The sequence below is a fragment of the Bradyrhizobium sp. B124 genome, assembly GCF_038967635.1.
GTDB lineage: Bacteria > Pseudomonadota > Alphaproteobacteria > Rhizobiales > Xanthobacteraceae > Bradyrhizobium.
This window is the reverse complement of the sequence record NZ_CP152413.1, coordinates 5,437,974-5,453,576: the sequence shown is the minus strand read 5'-3', so window position 1 is coordinate 5,453,576 and position 15,603 is coordinate 5,437,974. Positions and strand designations below refer to the sequence as shown.

General features: G+C 64.9%; 14 protein-coding genes. 6 read left to right on the top strand and 8 right to left on the bottom strand.

What is annotated here, in order from left to right:
* Positions 1–68 precede the first annotated feature (68 nt).
* Entirely contained in the window at positions 69–2,825 is a 2,757-nt protein-coding gene (locus AAFG13_RS25950) for a bifunctional acetate--CoA ligase family protein/GNAT family N-acetyltransferase (protein ID WP_342708628.1), read from the top strand.
* 22 nt (positions 2,826–2,847) lie between these two features.
* Here the strand turns inward: AAFG13_RS25950 and AAFG13_RS25945 are convergent, their stop codons facing one another.
* From AAFG13_RS25945 to AAFG13_RS25925, 5 genes are all read right to left on the bottom strand, one after another.
* Positions 2,848–3,633, bottom strand: a complete 786-nt coding sequence (locus tag AAFG13_RS25945) for a succinate dehydrogenase iron-sulfur subunit (RefSeq protein ID WP_050402509.1) — start codon at positions 3,631–3,633, stop codon at positions 2,848–2,850.
* 18 nt (positions 3,634–3,651) lie between these two features.
* Entirely contained in the window at positions 3,652–5,493 is a 1,842-nt protein-coding gene (sdhA, locus tag AAFG13_RS25940; protein ID WP_212318817.1) for a succinate dehydrogenase flavoprotein subunit, read from the bottom strand.
* A 3-nt stretch (positions 5,494–5,496) separates the two neighbouring features.
* Positions 5,497–5,871 carry a succinate dehydrogenase, hydrophobic membrane anchor protein gene (sdhD, locus tag AAFG13_RS25935; protein WP_176535291.1) on the bottom strand — a complete coding sequence of 125 codons (375 nt, stop codon included), beginning with the start codon at positions 5,869–5,871 and terminating at the stop codon, positions 5,497–5,499.
* Positions 5,872–5,885: 14 nt separating this feature from the next.
* A complete protein-coding gene (sdhC, locus tag AAFG13_RS25930) occupies positions 5,886–6,284 on the bottom strand; it encodes a succinate dehydrogenase, cytochrome b556 subunit (protein WP_092121389.1) in 399 nt (132 codons plus the stop codon).
* A gap of 228 nt (positions 6,285–6,512) precedes the next feature.
* Positions 6,513–7,433 (bottom strand): LysR family transcriptional regulator, encoded by a 921-nt coding sequence (locus AAFG13_RS25925; RefSeq protein WP_342708627.1) that lies wholly within the window; start codon positions 7,431–7,433, stop codon positions 6,513–6,515.
* Positions 7,434–7,563: 130 nt separating this feature from the next.
* Between AAFG13_RS25925 and AAFG13_RS25920 the strand changes: the two genes are divergently transcribed.
* The gene (locus AAFG13_RS25920; RefSeq protein WP_342713398.1) at positions 7,564–8,424 is read left to right on the top strand and encodes a sulfite exporter TauE/SafE family protein; all 861 of its coding nucleotides are present in this window, start codon (positions 7,564–7,566) and stop codon (positions 8,422–8,424) included.
* Here the strand turns inward: AAFG13_RS25920 and AAFG13_RS25915 are convergent.
* Together AAFG13_RS25915 and AAFG13_RS25910 are read right to left on the bottom strand one after the other, a co-directional pair.
* Positions 8,402–8,926 carry a DUF3658 domain-containing protein gene (locus AAFG13_RS25915; protein WP_342708626.1) on the bottom strand — a complete coding sequence of 175 codons (525 nt, stop codon included), beginning with the start codon at positions 8,924–8,926 and terminating at the stop codon, positions 8,402–8,404. The genes AAFG13_RS25920 and AAFG13_RS25915 overlap by 23 nt on opposite strands.
* Positions 8,927–8,952: 26 nt before the next feature.
* Complete coding sequence (locus tag AAFG13_RS25910; protein WP_342708625.1) at positions 8,953–10,482, bottom strand: malonyl-CoA synthase; 1,530 nt, start codon at positions 10,480–10,482, stop codon at positions 8,953–8,955.
* Between the two features lie 87 nt (positions 10,483–10,569).
* Here AAFG13_RS25910 and AAFG13_RS25905 point away from each other — a divergent pair, with 87 nt between their 5' ends.
* Positions 10,570–11,331 carry an SDR family oxidoreductase gene (locus AAFG13_RS25905; RefSeq protein WP_342708624.1) on the top strand — a complete coding sequence of 254 codons (762 nt, stop codon included), beginning with the start codon at positions 10,570–10,572 and terminating at the stop codon, positions 11,329–11,331.
* 258 nt (positions 11,332–11,589) lie between these two features.
* Here the strand turns inward: AAFG13_RS25905 and AAFG13_RS25900 are convergent, their stop codons facing one another.
* Positions 11,590–12,990, bottom strand: coding sequence for an MFS transporter (locus tag AAFG13_RS25900; protein WP_342708623.1), 1,401 nt, complete (start codon positions 12,988–12,990; stop codon positions 11,590–11,592).
* A 328-nt stretch (positions 12,991–13,318) separates the two neighbouring features.
* On the opposite strand from AAFG13_RS25900, the gene AAFG13_RS25895 reads away from it, so the two are divergent.
* From AAFG13_RS25895 to AAFG13_RS25885, 3 genes are all read left to right on the top strand, one after another.
* Complete coding sequence (locus AAFG13_RS25895; protein WP_342708622.1) at positions 13,319–13,870, top strand: fasciclin domain-containing protein; 552 nt, start codon at positions 13,319–13,321, stop codon at positions 13,868–13,870.
* 180 nt (positions 13,871–14,050) lie between these two features.
* A complete protein-coding gene (locus AAFG13_RS25890) occupies positions 14,051–14,683 on the top strand; it encodes a cytochrome b/b6 domain-containing protein (RefSeq protein ID WP_342708621.1) in 633 nt (210 codons plus the stop codon).
* A gap of 11 nt (positions 14,684–14,694) precedes the next feature.
* Positions 14,695–15,480 (top strand): molybdopterin-binding protein, encoded by a 786-nt coding sequence (locus tag AAFG13_RS25885; RefSeq protein WP_212318835.1) that lies wholly within the window; start codon positions 14,695–14,697, stop codon positions 15,478–15,480.
* Positions 15,481–15,603 lie beyond the last annotated feature (123 nt).

Below are 15,603 nucleotides of genomic sequence, written 5' to 3'. Positions count from 1 at the left end.
GGGCGACGAAGTAGAGTTCGTTCGGAGGCGCCTCTCGCGCATCCACGGGTTCCCTGCGAGACCACGCAATGTCGACGTTCGGCCTGGAGCGAGTATTTTCGCCTCGAAGCATCGCCATCGTCGGCGGCAGCCCGCGGCCGTCGTCGCTCGGCGCGGCGGTGCTCCGAAACCTCAAGGCGAGCGGCTTCGCCGGCAGGCTGGGCGTCGTCAACCGGCACTATGCGGACGTTGATGGCGAGCCGACCGTTGCCGACCTGAAATCGCTTCCGTTCGTTCCCGACCTCGTCGTCATCAGCGCACCGGCGGCGGCGATCCCGGAGATCGTGGCGGAGGCCGGGCTCGCCGGCGTTGCCGGCGCCGCGATCCTGTCGGCCGGTCTCGGCCATGGCGCGGGCTCGCTCGCGGAGATCGTGGAGCAGACGGCGCGGCGGCACGGCATGCGCCTGGTCGGGCCGAACTGCCTCGGCGTCATGGTGCCGCGCGCGAAGCTCAATGCGAGCTTCGCCTCGCATCAACCGTCCGAGGGCCATGTCGCGCTGATCTCGCAGTCCGGCGCGGTCGCGTCGGCGATGATCGAGTGGGCGGCGGAGCGGCGGCTCGGCTTCTCCGGTATCGCGTCGATCGGCGACCAGCTCGATGTCGACGTCGCCGACCTCTTGGATTATTTCGCGCTCGACGATCATACCAGCGCGATCCTGATCTACCTCGAAGCGGTCAAGGATGCGCGCAAGTTCATGTCGGCGGCGCGCGCCGCGGCCCGCATGAAGCCGGTCGTCGTCGTCAAGTCGGGGCGGATGGCGGAGGGGGCAAAGGCCGCCGCGACCCACACCGGCGCGCTGGCCGGCTCCGATGCGGTCTATGACGCCGCGTTCCGCCGCGCCGGCATGCTGCGCGTCTACGACCTGCGCCAACTGTTCGATTGCGCCGAGCTGCTCGGCCGCGGCTTCGTCCCGCGCGGCAACCGGCTTGCGATCCTGACCAATGGCGGCGGGCTCGGCATCCTCGCCACCGATCGGCTGGCCGAACTCGGCGGCGTTCCCGCGACGCTGCTGCCGCAGACCATTGCGCGGCTCGACGAGTTGCTGCCGCAGGGCTGGTCGTCAGCCAATCCCGTCGACATCGCAGGCGATGCCGATGCCGCCCGTTACGTGGTGGCGCTCAACGCGCTGCTCGATGACGCCAATAACGACGCAGTGCTGGTCGCGAATGTCGAAACCGCGGTGGCGCCGGCCGAGGGCATTGCCGAAGCGGTGGCGCAGTGCGTGCGTGACCGCAGGACGAAGCGGAGTGCGGTCGCGGCACTGGCGCTTGCGGCATGGGTCGGCGCCGACGAGCGCACCGGCGCGATCTTCGAGGCGGCGCGCATCCCGCATTTCCCGACCGAGGACGATGCGGTGCGCGCCTTCATGTATCTGGTGCGCTATCGCGAGGCCTCCACGGCGCTCGCGGCGACCCCGCCGGGCGTCGCATCGGTGTTCACGCCGGAGACGGCCGCGGCGCGGCATGTGGTCGTGAAGGCGTTGTCGGAAGGGCGCGCCTGGCTCGATCCCGCCGAGATCGTCGCGCTGTTCGAGGCCTATCGCATTCCGATCGTGACGACGGTCGTCGCTGACAGTGCCGAGGACGCCGCCGAGAAGGCGCTGCCGTTCCTCGCCGAGGGGCACGCGATCGTGGTCCGGGTGCTCTCGCGCGACATCAGGCACGCGTCCGAAGTCGGCGGCGTGATCCTCGACCTGCGCACCAAGGACAGCGTCGTCGAAGCGGCAAGGACGGTGCTCGAACGCGCCCGAAGCGCGCGGCCGGATGCGACGCTGCAAGGCGTCACGATCCAGCCGATGATCGTGCGGCGTGCGGCGCGCGAACTGATCCTCGGTATCGCCGACGATCCGACCTTCGGCCCGGTGATGGTATTCGGCCGCGGCGGCCCTGCGGTCGAGGTGATCAACGACAAGGCGGTGGCGCTGCCGCCGCTCGACATGAATCTCGCCCATGAGTTGGTCGGGCGGACGCGTGTCTCGCGGCTGCTCGGCGGCTATGGCGATGTGCCCGCCGTCCCGGCCGAACTGGTGCCGCTCACCCTGGTCAAGCTGGCGCAGATGGCGGCCGACATTCCTGAGGTCGCCGAGCTCGATATCAATCCGATGCTGGCGGACGAGACCGGCGTGCTTGCGCTCGATGCGCGGGTGGCGATCCGCAAGCCGGCGCGGCTGTTCGCCGGTCAAACCAGACTGGCGGTCAGGCCCTATCCGTCGCAATGGGAGGGCGAGCTGGCGTTACGCGACGACTCGCGCGTCACGGTGCGCCCGATGCGACCGGAGGACGAGCCGATGGTCGCCGAGTTCTTCAAGCGCGTCACCGCCGAAGACCTCAGGCTGCGCTTCTTCCACGCGATGAAGGAATTCTCGCACGCCTTCATCGCGCGCCTCACCCAGCTCGACTATGCGCGCGCGATGGCCTTTGTGGCGCTCGATCCGGGCACCGGCGAGATGATGGGAGCGGTCCGGCTGCACTCGGACTCGCTGTACCAGAACGCCGAATACGCGATCCTGCTGCAGTCCGATCTCAAGGGCAAAGGGCTCGGCTGGGCGCTGATGCAGCTCCTGATCCACTATGCGCGGTCGGAGGGATTGAAGCGGCTGTCCGGCCAGGTGCTGACCGAGAACACCACGATGATCGGGATGTGCCGCGATCTCGGCTTCACCGTCACGATGGATCCGGAGGATCACAGCATCGTCGATGTCGTGCTCGACCTCGATCGATCGGCGGTCGATGCGGTCGGTGCCGATATCCTGATCCGCCCCGCGGCGGCTGGCCGCCTATCATAGCGCCAGCCGCGGCTGCGTCGGATCAGATCTGGCGTTCGACCATCTTGAACTTGAGCTCGGCGATCGCTTCCGAGGGGTTGAGGCCCTTCGGACACGCCTTGGCGCAGTTCATGATGGTGTGGCAGCGATAGAGGCGGAACGGATCCTCGAGATTGTCGAGCCGCTCGCCGGTCGCTTCATCGCGGGAATCGGTGACCCAGCGCGTCGCCTGCAGCAGCGCGGCGGGACCGAGGAAGCGCTCGCTGTTCCACCAGTAGCTCGGGCACGAGGTCGAGCAGCAGGCGCACAGGATGCACTCGTAGAGACCGTCGAGCTTCTCGCGGTCCTCGTGGCTCTGCCTCCACTCCTTCTGCGGCGTCGGCGTCGTGGTCTTCAGCCACGGCTCGATCGAGGCATACTGGGCGTAGAAATTGGTCAGGTCGGGGACGAGATCCTTCACCACCGGCTGGTGCGGCAGCGGATTGACCTTCACCGCGCCGCCGGCGCCCACGTCGTGCATCGACTTGGTGCAGGCCAGCGTGTTCTGGCCGTCGATGTTCATCGCGCAGGAGCCGCAGACGCCTTCGCGGCAGGAGCGGCGGAAGGTCAGCGTCGGATCGATGTGGTTCTTGATCCAGATCAGGCCGTCCAGCACCATCGGACCGCAATCATGGGTGTCGACATAATAGGTGTCGACGCTCGGATTCTTGCCGTCGTCCGGGTTCCAGCGATACACCCGGAACTCGCGCGTCTCGGTGGCCCCGGCCGGCTTTGGCCAGGTCTTGCCGCCGGAAATCTTCGAATTCTTCGGAAGTGCGAATTCAACCATGCTTGCGCGCCTTCGTTCTCAGTAGACCCGCGCCTTCGGCGGGATGTACTGCACATCATTGGTCATCGTGTAGTCGTGGACGGGACGATAATCGATCGCGGTCTTGCCGGCCGGATCGATCCAGGTCAGCGTGTGCTTCATCCAGTTCTTGTCGTCGCGCGCCGAGAAGTCTTCGCGCGCATGCGCGCCGCGGCTCTCGGTGCGGTTCGCCGCCGAATCCATCGTCACGATCGCCTGCACGATCAGATTGTCGAATTCCAGCGTCTCGATCAGGTCGGAATTCCACACCAGCGAGCGGTCCGACACAGAGATGTCGCCGACGCCGCCATAGACCTTGTGGATCAGGTTCTGGCCTTCCTGCAGCACGTCGCCGGTGCGGAACACCGCGCAATTGTTCTGCATCACATGCTGCATGCTGTCGCGCAGCTTCGCGGTCGGCGTGCCGCCGGAGGCGTAGCGGAAGTGATCGAGCCGGCCGAGTGCGCGGTCGGCCGAATCCTTCGGCAGCTCCGGCTGCTTGGCGTTTGCCGTCAGCTTGTCGGCAAGGCGCAGCGCGGCGGCGCGGCCGAACACCACGAGGTCGATCAGCGAGTTGGAGCCGAGGCGGTTGGCGCCATGCACCGAGACGCAGGCGGCTTCGCCGATCGCCATCAGGCCCGGCACCACCGAATTGTCGTCGCCGTTGCGCTTGGTCAGCACCTCGGCGTGATAGTTGGTGGCAATGCCGCCCATGTTGTAGTGCACGGTCGGCACGATCGGGATCGGCTCGCGGGTGACGTCGACATTGGCGAAAATCTTCGCCGATTCGGAGATGCCCGGCAGCCGTTCATGCAGCACCTTCGGATCGAGGTGATCGAGGTGCAGGAAGATGTGATCCTTCTTCTTGCCGACGCCGCGGCCTTCGCGGATTTCGATCGTCATCGCACGCGAGACGACGTCGCGCGAGGCGAGGTCCTTGGCCGATGGCGCGTAGCGCTCCATGAAGCGCTCGCCCTCGGAATTGACGAGATAGCCGCCTTCGCCGCGGGCGCCTTCGGTGACGAGACAGCCCGAGCCGTAGATGCCGGTCGGATGGAACTGGACGAACTCCATATCCTGCAGCGGCAGCCCGGCGCGCAGCACCATGCCGCCGCCGTCGCCGGTGCAGGTGTGTGCCGAAGTGCAGGACGCATAGGCGCGGCCATAGCCGCCGGTCGCCAGGATCGTGGTCTGGGCGCGGAAGCGGTGCAGCGTGCCGTCGTCAAGCTTCAGCGCGATCACGCCGCGGCAGACGCCCTGGTCGTCCATGATCAGGTCGATGGCGAAGAATTCGATGAAGAACTCGGCTGCGTGGCGCAGCGACTGGCCATACATCGTGTGCAGCATGGCATGGCCGGTGCGGTCGGCCGCGGCGCAGGTGCGCTGCGCCTGGCCCTTGCCATAGTCCAGGGTCATGCCGCCGAACGGACGTTGATAGATCTTGCCGTCCTCGGTGCGCGAGAACGGCACGCCCCAATGCTCGAGCTCGTAGACCGCGTCGGGCGCGTTACGCACCATGTATTCGATCGCGTCCTGGTCGCCGAGCCAGTCCGACCCCTTCACGGTGTCGTACATGTGCCAGCGCCAGTCGTCGGGATGCATGTTGCCGAGCGAGGCCGAGATGCCGCCCTGCGCCGCAACGGTGTGCGAGCGGGTCGGGAACACCTTGGTGATGCATGCGGTGCGCAGGCCCGCTTCCGAGCAGCCGACCACGGCGCGCAGGCCCGCGCCACCGGCGCCGACCACGACGACGTCGTAGGTGTGGTCCTGGATCGGGTAGGCCTTGCCATTGGTAGCCGGGCCACTGCCGTTGGTGGCCTTGCCGTTTCCTTCACCGGCCATGGGTTATACTCCCGACGACAATTTGAGGATTGCGTAGATCGAGGCCAAAGCGACCGCGACGCAGAAGAAGTTGTTCGCCATCACGCAGGCGATCTTCAGCTTCTCGTTATGGATGTAGTCCTCGAACACGACCTGCATGCCGATCTTCATGTGCCAGGTGCTGGCGACGATGAAGAGCAGCAGGATGATGGCGATCGGGATCGAGCCGAGGATCTGGGCCGCGCCGGCATGGTTGCGGCCGATCAGCATGATCACTACGACGATCACGGGAACGATCAGGAGCGTCATCGCAACCGCGGTGAGGCGCTGGCGCCAGAAATCGCCCGTGCCGGTATGCGCGGAGCCGAGGCCGCGGACGCGCTCCAGCGGCGTGCGCATCGAAGAGGGGCCGCTCATCGTCCACCTCCAACCGCGTAGGCAATGATCCAGACCAGCACGGTCAGCACGATGCCGGCGACCAGCGCGCCCCAGGTCAGCGCTTCGCGCTCATTGGCCTTGAAGCCGTAGCCGAGGTCCCAGACGAAATGCCGGATGCCGCTGCACAGATGGTGCATCAGCGCCCATGTGTAGCCGAACACGATCAGCTTGCCGATCGCGCTGCCGGTGAAGGCCTGGACGTTGGCGTAGGCGGTCGGACCGGAGGCGGCTGCGATCAGCCACCAGGCGAGCAGCAGGGTGCCGAAATAGAGCGCCACACCTGTGGCGCGGTGGACGATGGACAGCGCCATCGTCAGCGTCCACCGGTAGGTCTGCAAATGGGGTGAAAGCGGTCGTTCGATCCTGGCGGTCATCGGCGGGCTTCATGTTGTGAGGGACCGCGGCCGGCCCATCGGGGAACGCGGTAGAGGAGTTCTATTTACGGAGTCGGATCAGCCCGCGCAACGGCCAAATAGCCTTCGGTCGAACCGAAGTTCATTGTTAGACTTGCCGAATTCTGGTTGATCCGCAGTGTGGTATACCAGATGCAAGGTCGAGTGAACAAAAGAATGAATCTGAAATCCGAACATCGATTGGTACGTTTAGCGACGCGCTGATGGGGCCCGGAAGGCGTCGATTTTGCTCCATTGTTCCACCAGATAATCGACGAATGCCCTGATCTTAGGCGATGCCAGGCGTGACGGCTGAAGCATCAGATGCAGCGGCGTCGGGGCCGGCTCATGATCGATCAGCAGGCGTTGCAGGCGGCCGCTGGCGAGATCGGACTGCACCTGCCACGACGGCACGCGGACGATGCCCACGCCATCCCGCGCTGCACTGACCAGCGCCTCGAGGCTATTCATCCAGAGCCGACCGGATATGCGGAATTTGCGACCCGTCTTCGTGCCGTCGGCAAAGCGCCACTCCGCACTCCCAGGCGAATCGGAGAACACCAGGCAGTCGTGCGACGAAAGCTCGCCCGGTGTCCGCGGTTCACCGCGCCGGGCCAGATAGGCCGGTGCCGCGCACACGATCATCTGTAGGTCGGTGAGCCGGCGCGTGACGAGCTGCGAGTCGCGCAGCCGCCCGATCCGAATGGCCAAATGGATGTCTTCCTCGACCATGTCGACCGCGCGATCGATCAACAGCAGGTCGATGGAAAGCGCCGGATAGCGGCGCAGAAACTCCACCAGCAGGGGCGCGATCACCAGCCGCCCGATCAGGCTCGGCGAACTCAGCCGAATCCGGCCTGACGGTTGATGCGGGTCGCGCGCCAGCGCCGCCTCGATCTCCCTGACCTCGCCGAGAACGGATTTCGCGCGCTCGTAGAGGATGCGTCCGTCGTCGGTCAGTGCGAGCCGGCGGGTGGTGCGCAGCAGCAGGCGGGTGCCGTAATGCTCCTCGAGCGCGCTGATCTGGCGGCTGACGGAGGTCAGCGAGCTCGGCAGCGACCGCGCCGCCGCCGACAGGCTGCCGGTTTCGACCGCGCGGACAAAGGCCGCCATCGCAGCAAGCTGGTCCAAGCTCGATCCTTCCGCATTTCGCAAGAGAGCCTGCTCAACAGCATAGATACTCCCGAATCCCAAAAGGGGCTATTGATCTCCGTGAAGGCGGGGGCGGGTGGTGCGGCCGTACGTCGACACTGCGAAGGATATGATGGCCGGCCTCGATCCCAGGGAATTGCTCGAGCTCGCACTGCTGCTGATTGCGGTTGGCGCGCTGTCCGGCTTTCTCGCCGGGCTGTTCGGCATCGGCGGCGGCGCGATCCTGGTGCCGGTGTTCTACGAATGCTTTCGTCTCGCCGGCGTGCCGCTCGAGGTGCGGATGCCGCTCTGCATCGGCACCTCGCTCGCGATCATCATCCCGACCTCGCTGAGCTCGTTCCGTGCCCATTATCGCCGCGGCGCGGTCGACATGGAGATCCTGAAGCGCTGGTGGCTGCCGATCGTGATCGGCGTCGCCGCCGGCAGCGTCACCGCGCGCTTTGCGCCGGAGCGGCTGTTCAAGATCGTGTTCGTCGTGGTGGCCTGGTCGGCGGCGGCGCGGCTGCTGCTGGCGCGCGAGACCTGGAAGTTCGGCGACGACGTGCCGAAGGGATTTCTGATGCGCGTCTATGGCTTCTTCGTCGGCCTGCTGTCGACGCTGATGGGCATCGGCGGCGGCCTGTTCGCCAACCTCTTGATGACCTTCTATGGCCGGCCGATCCATCAGGCGGTCGCGACCTCGTCCGCGCTCGCGGTGCTGATCTCGATCCCCGGCGCGCTCGGCTATGTCTATGCCGGCTGGCCCGCCGCCGCACGCTTTCCTGAGGTCACGGCGCTGCAACTGCCGTTCGCACTCGGCTACGTCTCGCTGATCGGCGCGCTGCTGGTGATGCCGACCACGCTCGTCACCGCGCCGCTCGGGGTCAAGGTGGCCCACGCGCTGTCGAAGCGTGCGCTGGAGGTGGCGTTCGGGGCCTATCTTTTCATTGTCGGCGGACGGTTCGTGATCAGCCTCGTTGGAGGGCACTGATCGGCTCATCCTTCAGCCGTACTTCGCTGTGACCCCACCGTCGGAGGTCTCCGACGCCCTCGATCCGACCGGCGTGGGACAGGAAGCGCAAGCGTGCTCCGATCATTTCAGGAGCTATCGGCAATTTCAGTTTCTCGCAGTCTTTCAACGCGACCCCTATAATCATCGCGACCTTCTGCCATCGTGATGTCAGGGCCGACATGATGATGTCGTCCAGCGTAGCTTCCGTAGCTTCGCGGGGAAGACGCACGTCGCTCCACTTCAGTTCGGAGCTCGGAGCAGGGAGTTTTTCGTGCAACTCCAGCTTCATCAGGTCACGAAACTGTTCGTAGAGCGGCAGCATCACCTGCCATTCCAGCTCGAGTAGGAGGTCATAAAGCGGGCCATCCAATTCAAGCCGCTCCTGCTTTCCGAGCTCCGCAATCGCGATTCGAGCCTTCTTCATCGCCTCGTGCGCGATGACGAGTTGATCGTTAATCTGGATAGCCTGCTCCCGCTCCATCTACCCCTCACGACGTTCTTCCGGCTTCATCCCTTTGCGTAGATATCCTTGTACGTATCCCGCAAAATATTCTTCTGCACCTTGCCCATCGCATTGCGCGGCAATTCGTCGACGACGAAGACGCGCTTGGGCATCTTGAATTTGGCGAGCCGCCCGTCGAGCGCCTTCAGCACCGAGGCCTCGCTGATATCGGCGCCCTTGCTGCAAACCAGAACGGCGGTGACGCCTTCGCCGAAATCGGCATGCGGCACGCCGATCACGGCTGATTCGATCACGCCGGGCATGGTGTCGATCTCGCTCTCGATCTCTTTCGGATAGACGTTGAAGCCGCCGGAGATCACGAGATCCTTGCCGCGGCCGAGGATGTGGACATAACCCTTGTCGTCGATCTTGCCGAGGTCGCCGGTGATGAAGAAGCCGTCGCTGCGGAATTCGGACTTGGTCTTCTCCGGCATCCGCCAGTAACCCCTAAACACGTTCGGGCCCTTGACCTCGATCATGCCGATGGTTTCGCGCGGAAGCTCTTTGCCGGTGTCGGGATCGGTGACCCGCACCGAGACGCCGGGCAGCGCGAAGCCGACCGCGCCGGGCACGCGGTCGCCGTCATAGGGGTTGCTCGTGTTCATGTTGGTTTCGGTCATGCCGTAGCGCTCGAGCACGGCGTGTCCGGTCCGCGCCGACCATTCGCGATGGGTGTCGGCGAGCAGCGGCGCGGAGCCCGAGATGAACAGCCGCATGTGCTTGGTCGTGTCCTTGTTCAGGCCGGGGTTCTGCAACAGGCGGGTATAGAAGGTCGGCACGCCCATCATCACGGTGGCGCGGGCCATCAGCTTCAGGACCGCGTCCGGATCGAACTTCGGCAGGAAGATCATCGAGGCGCGCGAGAACAGCGTCACGTTGCTCGCCACGAACAGGCCGTGGGTGTGATAGATCGGCAGTGCGTGGATCAGCACGTCCTTGTCGGTGAAGCGCCAGTAGTCGACCAGCGAATACGAGTTCGACGCCAGATTGTCGTGCGAGAGCATCGCGCCCTTGGAGCGGCCGGTGGTGCCCGACGTGTAGAGGATCGCGGCGAGGTCGTCATTGCCGCGCGGCACGGTGGCGAAGTCCTTCGGCGCCCTGTCGGCGGCCTCGGTCAGCGAACCCTTGCCGCTGGCATCGAGCGTCTCGACCTTCGCGCCGGCCTTGGCGGCGATCGCCTTGATGCCGTCCAGCTTGGAGGGATCGCAGACCACCAGCGACGGCTCGGCATCCGTGATGAAGTATTCGAGCTCGTTCAGCGTATAGGCGGTGTTGAGCGGCAGATAGACGCCGCCGGCGCGCACGGTGGCGAGATAGAGCACGAGGGCCGAGACCGACTTCTCGGTCTGCGCCGCGACGCGGTCGCCCGGCTTGACGCCGCGTTCCACCAGCACATTCGCCATCTGGCCCGCGCGTGCGATCAGGTCGCCATAGGAGATGCGGCTGCCGTCGAGCTGCTCGATCGCGAGCCGGTTGGGGTCGTCGAGGCCGTCGAACAGGCGGGAAAACAGGTTGGCGTTGGTGGTCGTGTTCATGCAACATCCCCCGAAGGGCGAAAGGGCCGGTAAGAGTCCGGCTGGATTAGCAAAAACGCCCTTCGGAAAGCAACGGAGACAGTTTGCATGACAAATAATGGGAAACGCGTGGCCTGGGTCACCGGCGGCGGCACCGGAATCGGCGAATCCGGGGCGGAATTCCTGGCTGCGGACGGCTGGACGGTGGTGGTCTCCGGCCGCCGCAAGGAAGAGCTCGACCGCGTGGTGGCCAACATCACCAAAAAGGGCGGCAAGGCCGAGGCGATTCCGCTCGATGTCAGCAACAAGGCCGACGTCAACAAGGCCGCCGAGACGATCGTCCGCAAACACGGCCGCATCGACCTCCTGGTCAACAGCGCCGGCATCAACGTGCCGAAGCGCAGCTGGGCCGACATGGAGCTGGAAGGCTGGGACAAGCTGGTCGAGGTCAACCTCAACGGCGTGCTCTACTGCATGCGCGCGGTGCTGCCGACGATGCGCAAGCAGCAGGACGGCTGCATCATCAACGTCGCCTCCTGGGCGGGCCGCCACGTCTCGAAGATGCCGGGCCCGGCCTACACCACGACCAAGCACGCGGTGCTGGCGCTGACCCATTCCTTCAACATGGACGAATGCGTCAACGGCCTGCGGGCCTGCTGCCTGTCGCCGGGCGAGGTGGCAACGCCGATTCTGAAGCAACGGCCGGTGGTGCCGAGCGAAGCCGAGCAGGCCAGGATGCTGCAGCCGGAGGATTGCGGCCGCACCATCGCCTTCGTCGCCGGCATGCCGGCGCGGGTCTGCATGAACGAGATCCTGATCAGCCCGACGCATAATCGCGGATTTATTCAGACCCCGGCGAACAGGGATTAGGTCGGGCTACCATCTGTCTTCTCCTTCCCCCTGAAAGGGGGAAGGTCGGGATGGGGGTCAGCCGCAGGCAATGCCGTCTACAGAGAGAGCGGATCCCACCCGCTTTTGCTCTGGCGAGCAAAGCGACCTCCCCTTTTCAAGGGGAGGTTGAAGTGCGTAGCCCGGATGCAGCGAAGCGTAATCCGGGGCAGGCCCATCCGTGGTTACAGCGGCCCCGGATTTCGCTGCGCTTCATCCGGGCTACGGTCTACCGGCGCCTCACTCGCTGATCTCGTTCAGCTCCTTGCCGGAATGCTCCGGCACGAACAGGAACACGCCGACCGCCATCGCGATCATCAGCACGGGGATGCAGAGGAACGACAGCGCGAACGAGCCGGTGTGCTGCTGGAGCGCGATCGAGACGAAGGGGAACAGCACGAAGCCGACGAAATAGGCGATCGCCCAGACCACGCCGTTGGCGGCGCCGCGGATGCGGGTCGGGAAGATCTCCGCAGTCAGCGTCGTGCTCGGGCCCCAGAAGCCGAGGAAGCCGAGACACCAGAGAAGCCCGAACGCCCACAGCAGGACGCGGTCCTCGGAATAGACCCAGAGCGTCATGAAGATCGCGCCCTCGATCAGGGTCACGATGAAGGTACGGCGGCGGCCGATCTTGTCGATCAGCCAGCCGACCAGGCACAGGCCGAGGAAGCCGCACAGGCCGTAGAACACGTAGAACAGGCTGTATTCCGTGGTCGACCAATGCTTCTCGGTCGAAAGATACAGCGGCATCCAAGCGCCGACCGTGCCGTAGATGCAGGTGCTGGCGCAGGCCACGAACAGCGCGACCAATGTCGAAGGCAGCACGTCGGGCATGAACACCTGGCGGATGCCGACCGACTTGGCTTTGCCGAACCAGGCGCCGTCCTCGTTGCTGACGGTGCCGCCGCGCGCCAGCGTCTCCGAGATGCGCCGCTTGCGGTCCTGCGCGCGCACCCAATAGGGCGATTCCGGACAAGTGGAGCGGATATAGATCGCGAGCAGCGCGATCACGCCGGGCACCATCACGGCGATTCGCCAGCCGAAATTGGCGGCGACCAGCCCGGTGATCGCGCCGGCGAGCGTGGCGCCGAGGCACCAGGCCGAGCGCGTGATGCTGATGATGCGCCCGCGCAGCCGGGCCGGCCAGGTCTCCGCCACCAGCATCGAGCCGAGCGACCATTCGCCGTTGAGCGCGAAGAACAACAGCGAGCGCGCGATCACGAAGACCGTGAAGGTCGGCGACAGCGCCGCGACCGGCATCAGGAGCGAGAACAGCGCGATGTTGACCGCGAGCAGCGTGCGGCGGCCGTAGCGATCGGCGAGCCACGGCCAGAAATAGAGGCCGGCGATGCCGACGAACAGCGCGATCTGCATGCCGGAGCGGTATTCCGGCAAGCTCAGCTGGAATTCCTTGATCACCATCGGCGAGATCAGCGCGAAGATCACGCCGTCCATGCCGTCGAAGCCCCAGCCGAGCGCGTTGGCGGTGGCGATGTGCCAATGGGTTTTCGTGATCTCGGTGGTGTCTGCGACCGCGCGATAGTTGGCGTATTGCAGATGCTTCTGCTCGAGCGGGCCGATGTCGCTGCCGGCATCGTTCACGATAGGCGTGGCGCGGCCGTCAGCCGTGATGCTGCTCATGATTGCTTCTCCCCACTACCGCCCGTTGTGAAGCTGCACCGCAATCTCAGGCTGAACCAATCGAACAACGGCGGCAAGCAAATTGCTCGCGGCGGCGCACCCGTCCATTCCGTCGAATGGAATGCGCAACGGCTGCGTGAAGCGCCACATGTACGGAGCGCGCGCCAACCGGTTTCAGGAATCACAAAGAGTTATTTCCGGAAACCGCCCGGAAAACCTCCCGTAGCTCAGGCCAACGACGACGCTCACATCAATCAACACGCGCCGTTGTTGCCCCTTCATCGCCGGCGGAGACTGAGCCGGCCAGATACCCATCGGGAGACGAACCATGTCGAAGCGTATTGCCTATCTTGCCGCCGCCTTCAGCGCGCTCGCGATCACCGCCACAGTCGTGGCGCCGGTCCGCGCCGAGGAAAAGACCGTGATGGTCGGCGGCGCCGCGATGTTCCCGTCCAAGAACATCGTCCAGAACGCCGTCAATTCGAAGGACCACACCACCCTCGTCGCCGCGGTGAAGGCCGCAGGCCTGGTCAGCACGCTGGAAGGCAAGGGTCCGTTCACGGTGTTCGCGCCGACCAACGCCGCGTTCGGCAAGCTGCCGGCCGGAACCGTCGACAACCTGGTGAAGCCCGAGAACAAGGCGACGCTGACCAAGATCCTCACCTACCATGTGGTGCCGGGCAAGCTCGAGGCCTCCGACCTCACCGACGGCAAGAAGCTGAAGACCGCCGAGGGCGAGGAACTGACCGTCAAGAAGCAGGACGGCAAGGTCTGGATCGTCGATGCCAAGGGCGGCACCTCGATGGTGACGATCTCCAACGTCAACCAGTCGAACGGTGTCATCCATGTGGTCGACACCGTGCTGATGCCGGCGACCTAACACCCGGCGGGCCGATCTAGTCCCTGAACGCCTTACGTGAATGCGAGCCGGAGCCTCGCCCCGGCTCGCATTTTTGTGACCAGATGGAGTGGCGTATATCGAACTGATGATGCGCGACCCCGTAACGGAACGCCGGTTCCGGGCGTATAAGCCGGTAACGACCACGAGCAGAGACATTCCATGACAAGCCTTGCCGTCAGCGACCACCAGGCAGAGACCGCGGCGCCCGCGAAGCTGATCCAGCCGGTCTGGGTACGCATGGTGCACTGGATCAACGCATTCGCGATGATCCTGATGATCATGTCCGGCTGGCAGATCTACAATGCCTCACCGCTGTTCGGCTTCACCATCTCGCGGAACATCACGCTCGGCGGCTGGCTCGGCGGCGCGCTGCTCTGGCACTTCGCCGCGATGTGGCTGTTGATGGTCAACGGCCTGATCTATCTGGCGCTCGGTTTCGCCACCGGCCGCTTCCGCAAGAAGCTGCTGCCGATCACCCCGGGCGGCGTGATTGCCGACACCAAGGCGGCGCTGACCCTCAAGCTGTCGCATGACGATCTCAGCAAGTACAATTCGGTGCAGAAGCTGCTCTATACCGGCATCATCACCGTCGGCGTCGTCATCGTGCTGTCCGGCCTGTCGATGTGGAAGCCGGTGCAGTTGCATTGGTTGGTGTCGCTGTTCGGCGGCTACGACATCGCCCGCTATGTCCACTTCACCTGCATGGCGCTGATCGTGGCCTTCCTGGTGATCCATGTCGCGCTCGCGCTGCTGGTGCCGAAGAGCCTGCGCGCGATGATCATCGGACGTTGAGGGAGAGTGTCATGGGTCGTCTTCGCAAACTCCTGGTCCCCGGCGTCGACAAGAAGCTGCTCGTGCGTGATGCGGTGAAGACGATGCCGGAGCTGACACGCCGCCGCTTCATCACGGCGGGGACCAGCCTCGGTGCGCTGACGCTGCTGACCGGCTGCGACGTGGTCGATTCGTCCTCGGCGGAGGAATTGCTGAAGAAGGTCTCGAAGTTCAACGACGCGGTGCAGGCCTGGATGTTCAATCCGGATGCGCTGGCGCCGACTTTCCCCGAGAGCATGATCACCAAGCCGTTCCCGTTCAACGCCTATTACGATCTCGACGATGCGCCGGAGATCGCAGGCGCGGACTGGAAGCTCGAGGTGCGCGGGCTGGTCGAGAACAAGAAATCGTGGACGCTCGACGAATTGTACAAGCTGCCGCAGGTCAAGCAGGTGACGCGCCACATCTGCGTCGAAGGCTGGAGCGCGATCGGCAGCTGGACCGGCACGCCCTTGCGCGATTTCCTCAAGCTGGTCGGCGCCGACACGCGCGCCAAATATGTCTGGTTCCAGTGCGCCGACAAGGACGGCTACAATTCACCTTTGGACATGCGCACGGCGCTGCATCCGCAGACCCAGATGACCTTCAAATTCGGCGACGCGATCCTGCCGCGCGCCTACGGCTTCCCGATGAAGATCCGGGTGCCGACCAAGCTCGGCTTCAAGAACCCGAAATACGTGCTCTCGATGGAAGTCACCAACGACTACAAGGGCGGCTACTGGGAAGACCAGGGCTACAATTCGTTCAGCGGGAGCTAACGCTCTGTCGTCCCCTCGTCATTCCGGGATGCGCCGAAGGCGCAGGCCCGGAATCCATTTGGCCGCATGCGCTGCGTCACGATGGATTCCGGGCTCTCGCTTCGCGAGCCCGGAATGACGAGT

Bases quoted from the DNA above. Each gene is read 5' to 3' on its own strand.
- AAFG13_RS25950 (WP_342708628.1), top strand. From the start codon at position 69: ATGTCGACGTTCGGCCTGGAGCGAGTATTTTCGCCTCGAAGCATCGCC.
- AAFG13_RS25910 (WP_342708625.1), bottom strand. From the start codon at position 10,482: ATGAACACGACCACCAACGCCAACCTGTTTTCCCGCCTGTTCGACGGC.
- AAFG13_RS25945 (WP_050402509.1), bottom strand. From the start codon at position 3,633: ATGGTTGAATTCGCACTTCCGAAGAATTCGAAGATTTCCGGCGGCAAG.
- AAFG13_RS25890 (WP_342708621.1), top strand. From the start codon at position 14,051: ATGACAAGCCTTGCCGTCAGCGACCACCAGGCAGAGACCGCGGCGCCC.
- AAFG13_RS25905 (WP_342708624.1), top strand. From the start codon at position 10,570: ATGACAAATAATGGGAAACGCGTGGCCTGGGTCACCGGCGGCGGCACC.
- AAFG13_RS25895 (WP_342708622.1), top strand. From the start codon at position 13,319: ATGTCGAAGCGTATTGCCTATCTTGCCGCCGCCTTCAGCGCGCTCGCG.
- AAFG13_RS25915 (WP_342708626.1), bottom strand. From the start codon at position 8,926: ATGGAGCGGGAGCAGGCTATCCAGATTAACGATCAACTCGTCATCGCG.
- sdhC (WP_092121389.1), bottom strand. From the start codon at position 6,284: ATGACCGCCAGGATCGAACGACCGCTTTCACCCCATTTGCAGACCTAC.
- AAFG13_RS25885 (WP_212318835.1), top strand. From the start codon at position 14,695: ATGGGTCGTCTTCGCAAACTCCTGGTCCCCGGCGTCGACAAGAAGCTG.
- AAFG13_RS25920 (WP_342713398.1), top strand. From the start codon at position 7,564: ATGATGGCCGGCCTCGATCCCAGGGAATTGCTCGAGCTCGCACTGCTG.
- sdhA (WP_212318817.1), bottom strand. From the start codon at position 5,493: ATGGCCGGTGAAGGAAACGGCAAGGCCACCAACGGCAGTGGCCCGGCT.
- AAFG13_RS25900 (WP_342708623.1), bottom strand. From the start codon at position 12,990: ATGAGCAGCATCACGGCTGACGGCCGCGCCACGCCTATCGTGAACGAT.
- sdhD (WP_176535291.1), bottom strand. From the start codon at position 5,871: ATGCGCACGCCGCTGGAGCGCGTCCGCGGCCTCGGCTCCGCGCATACC.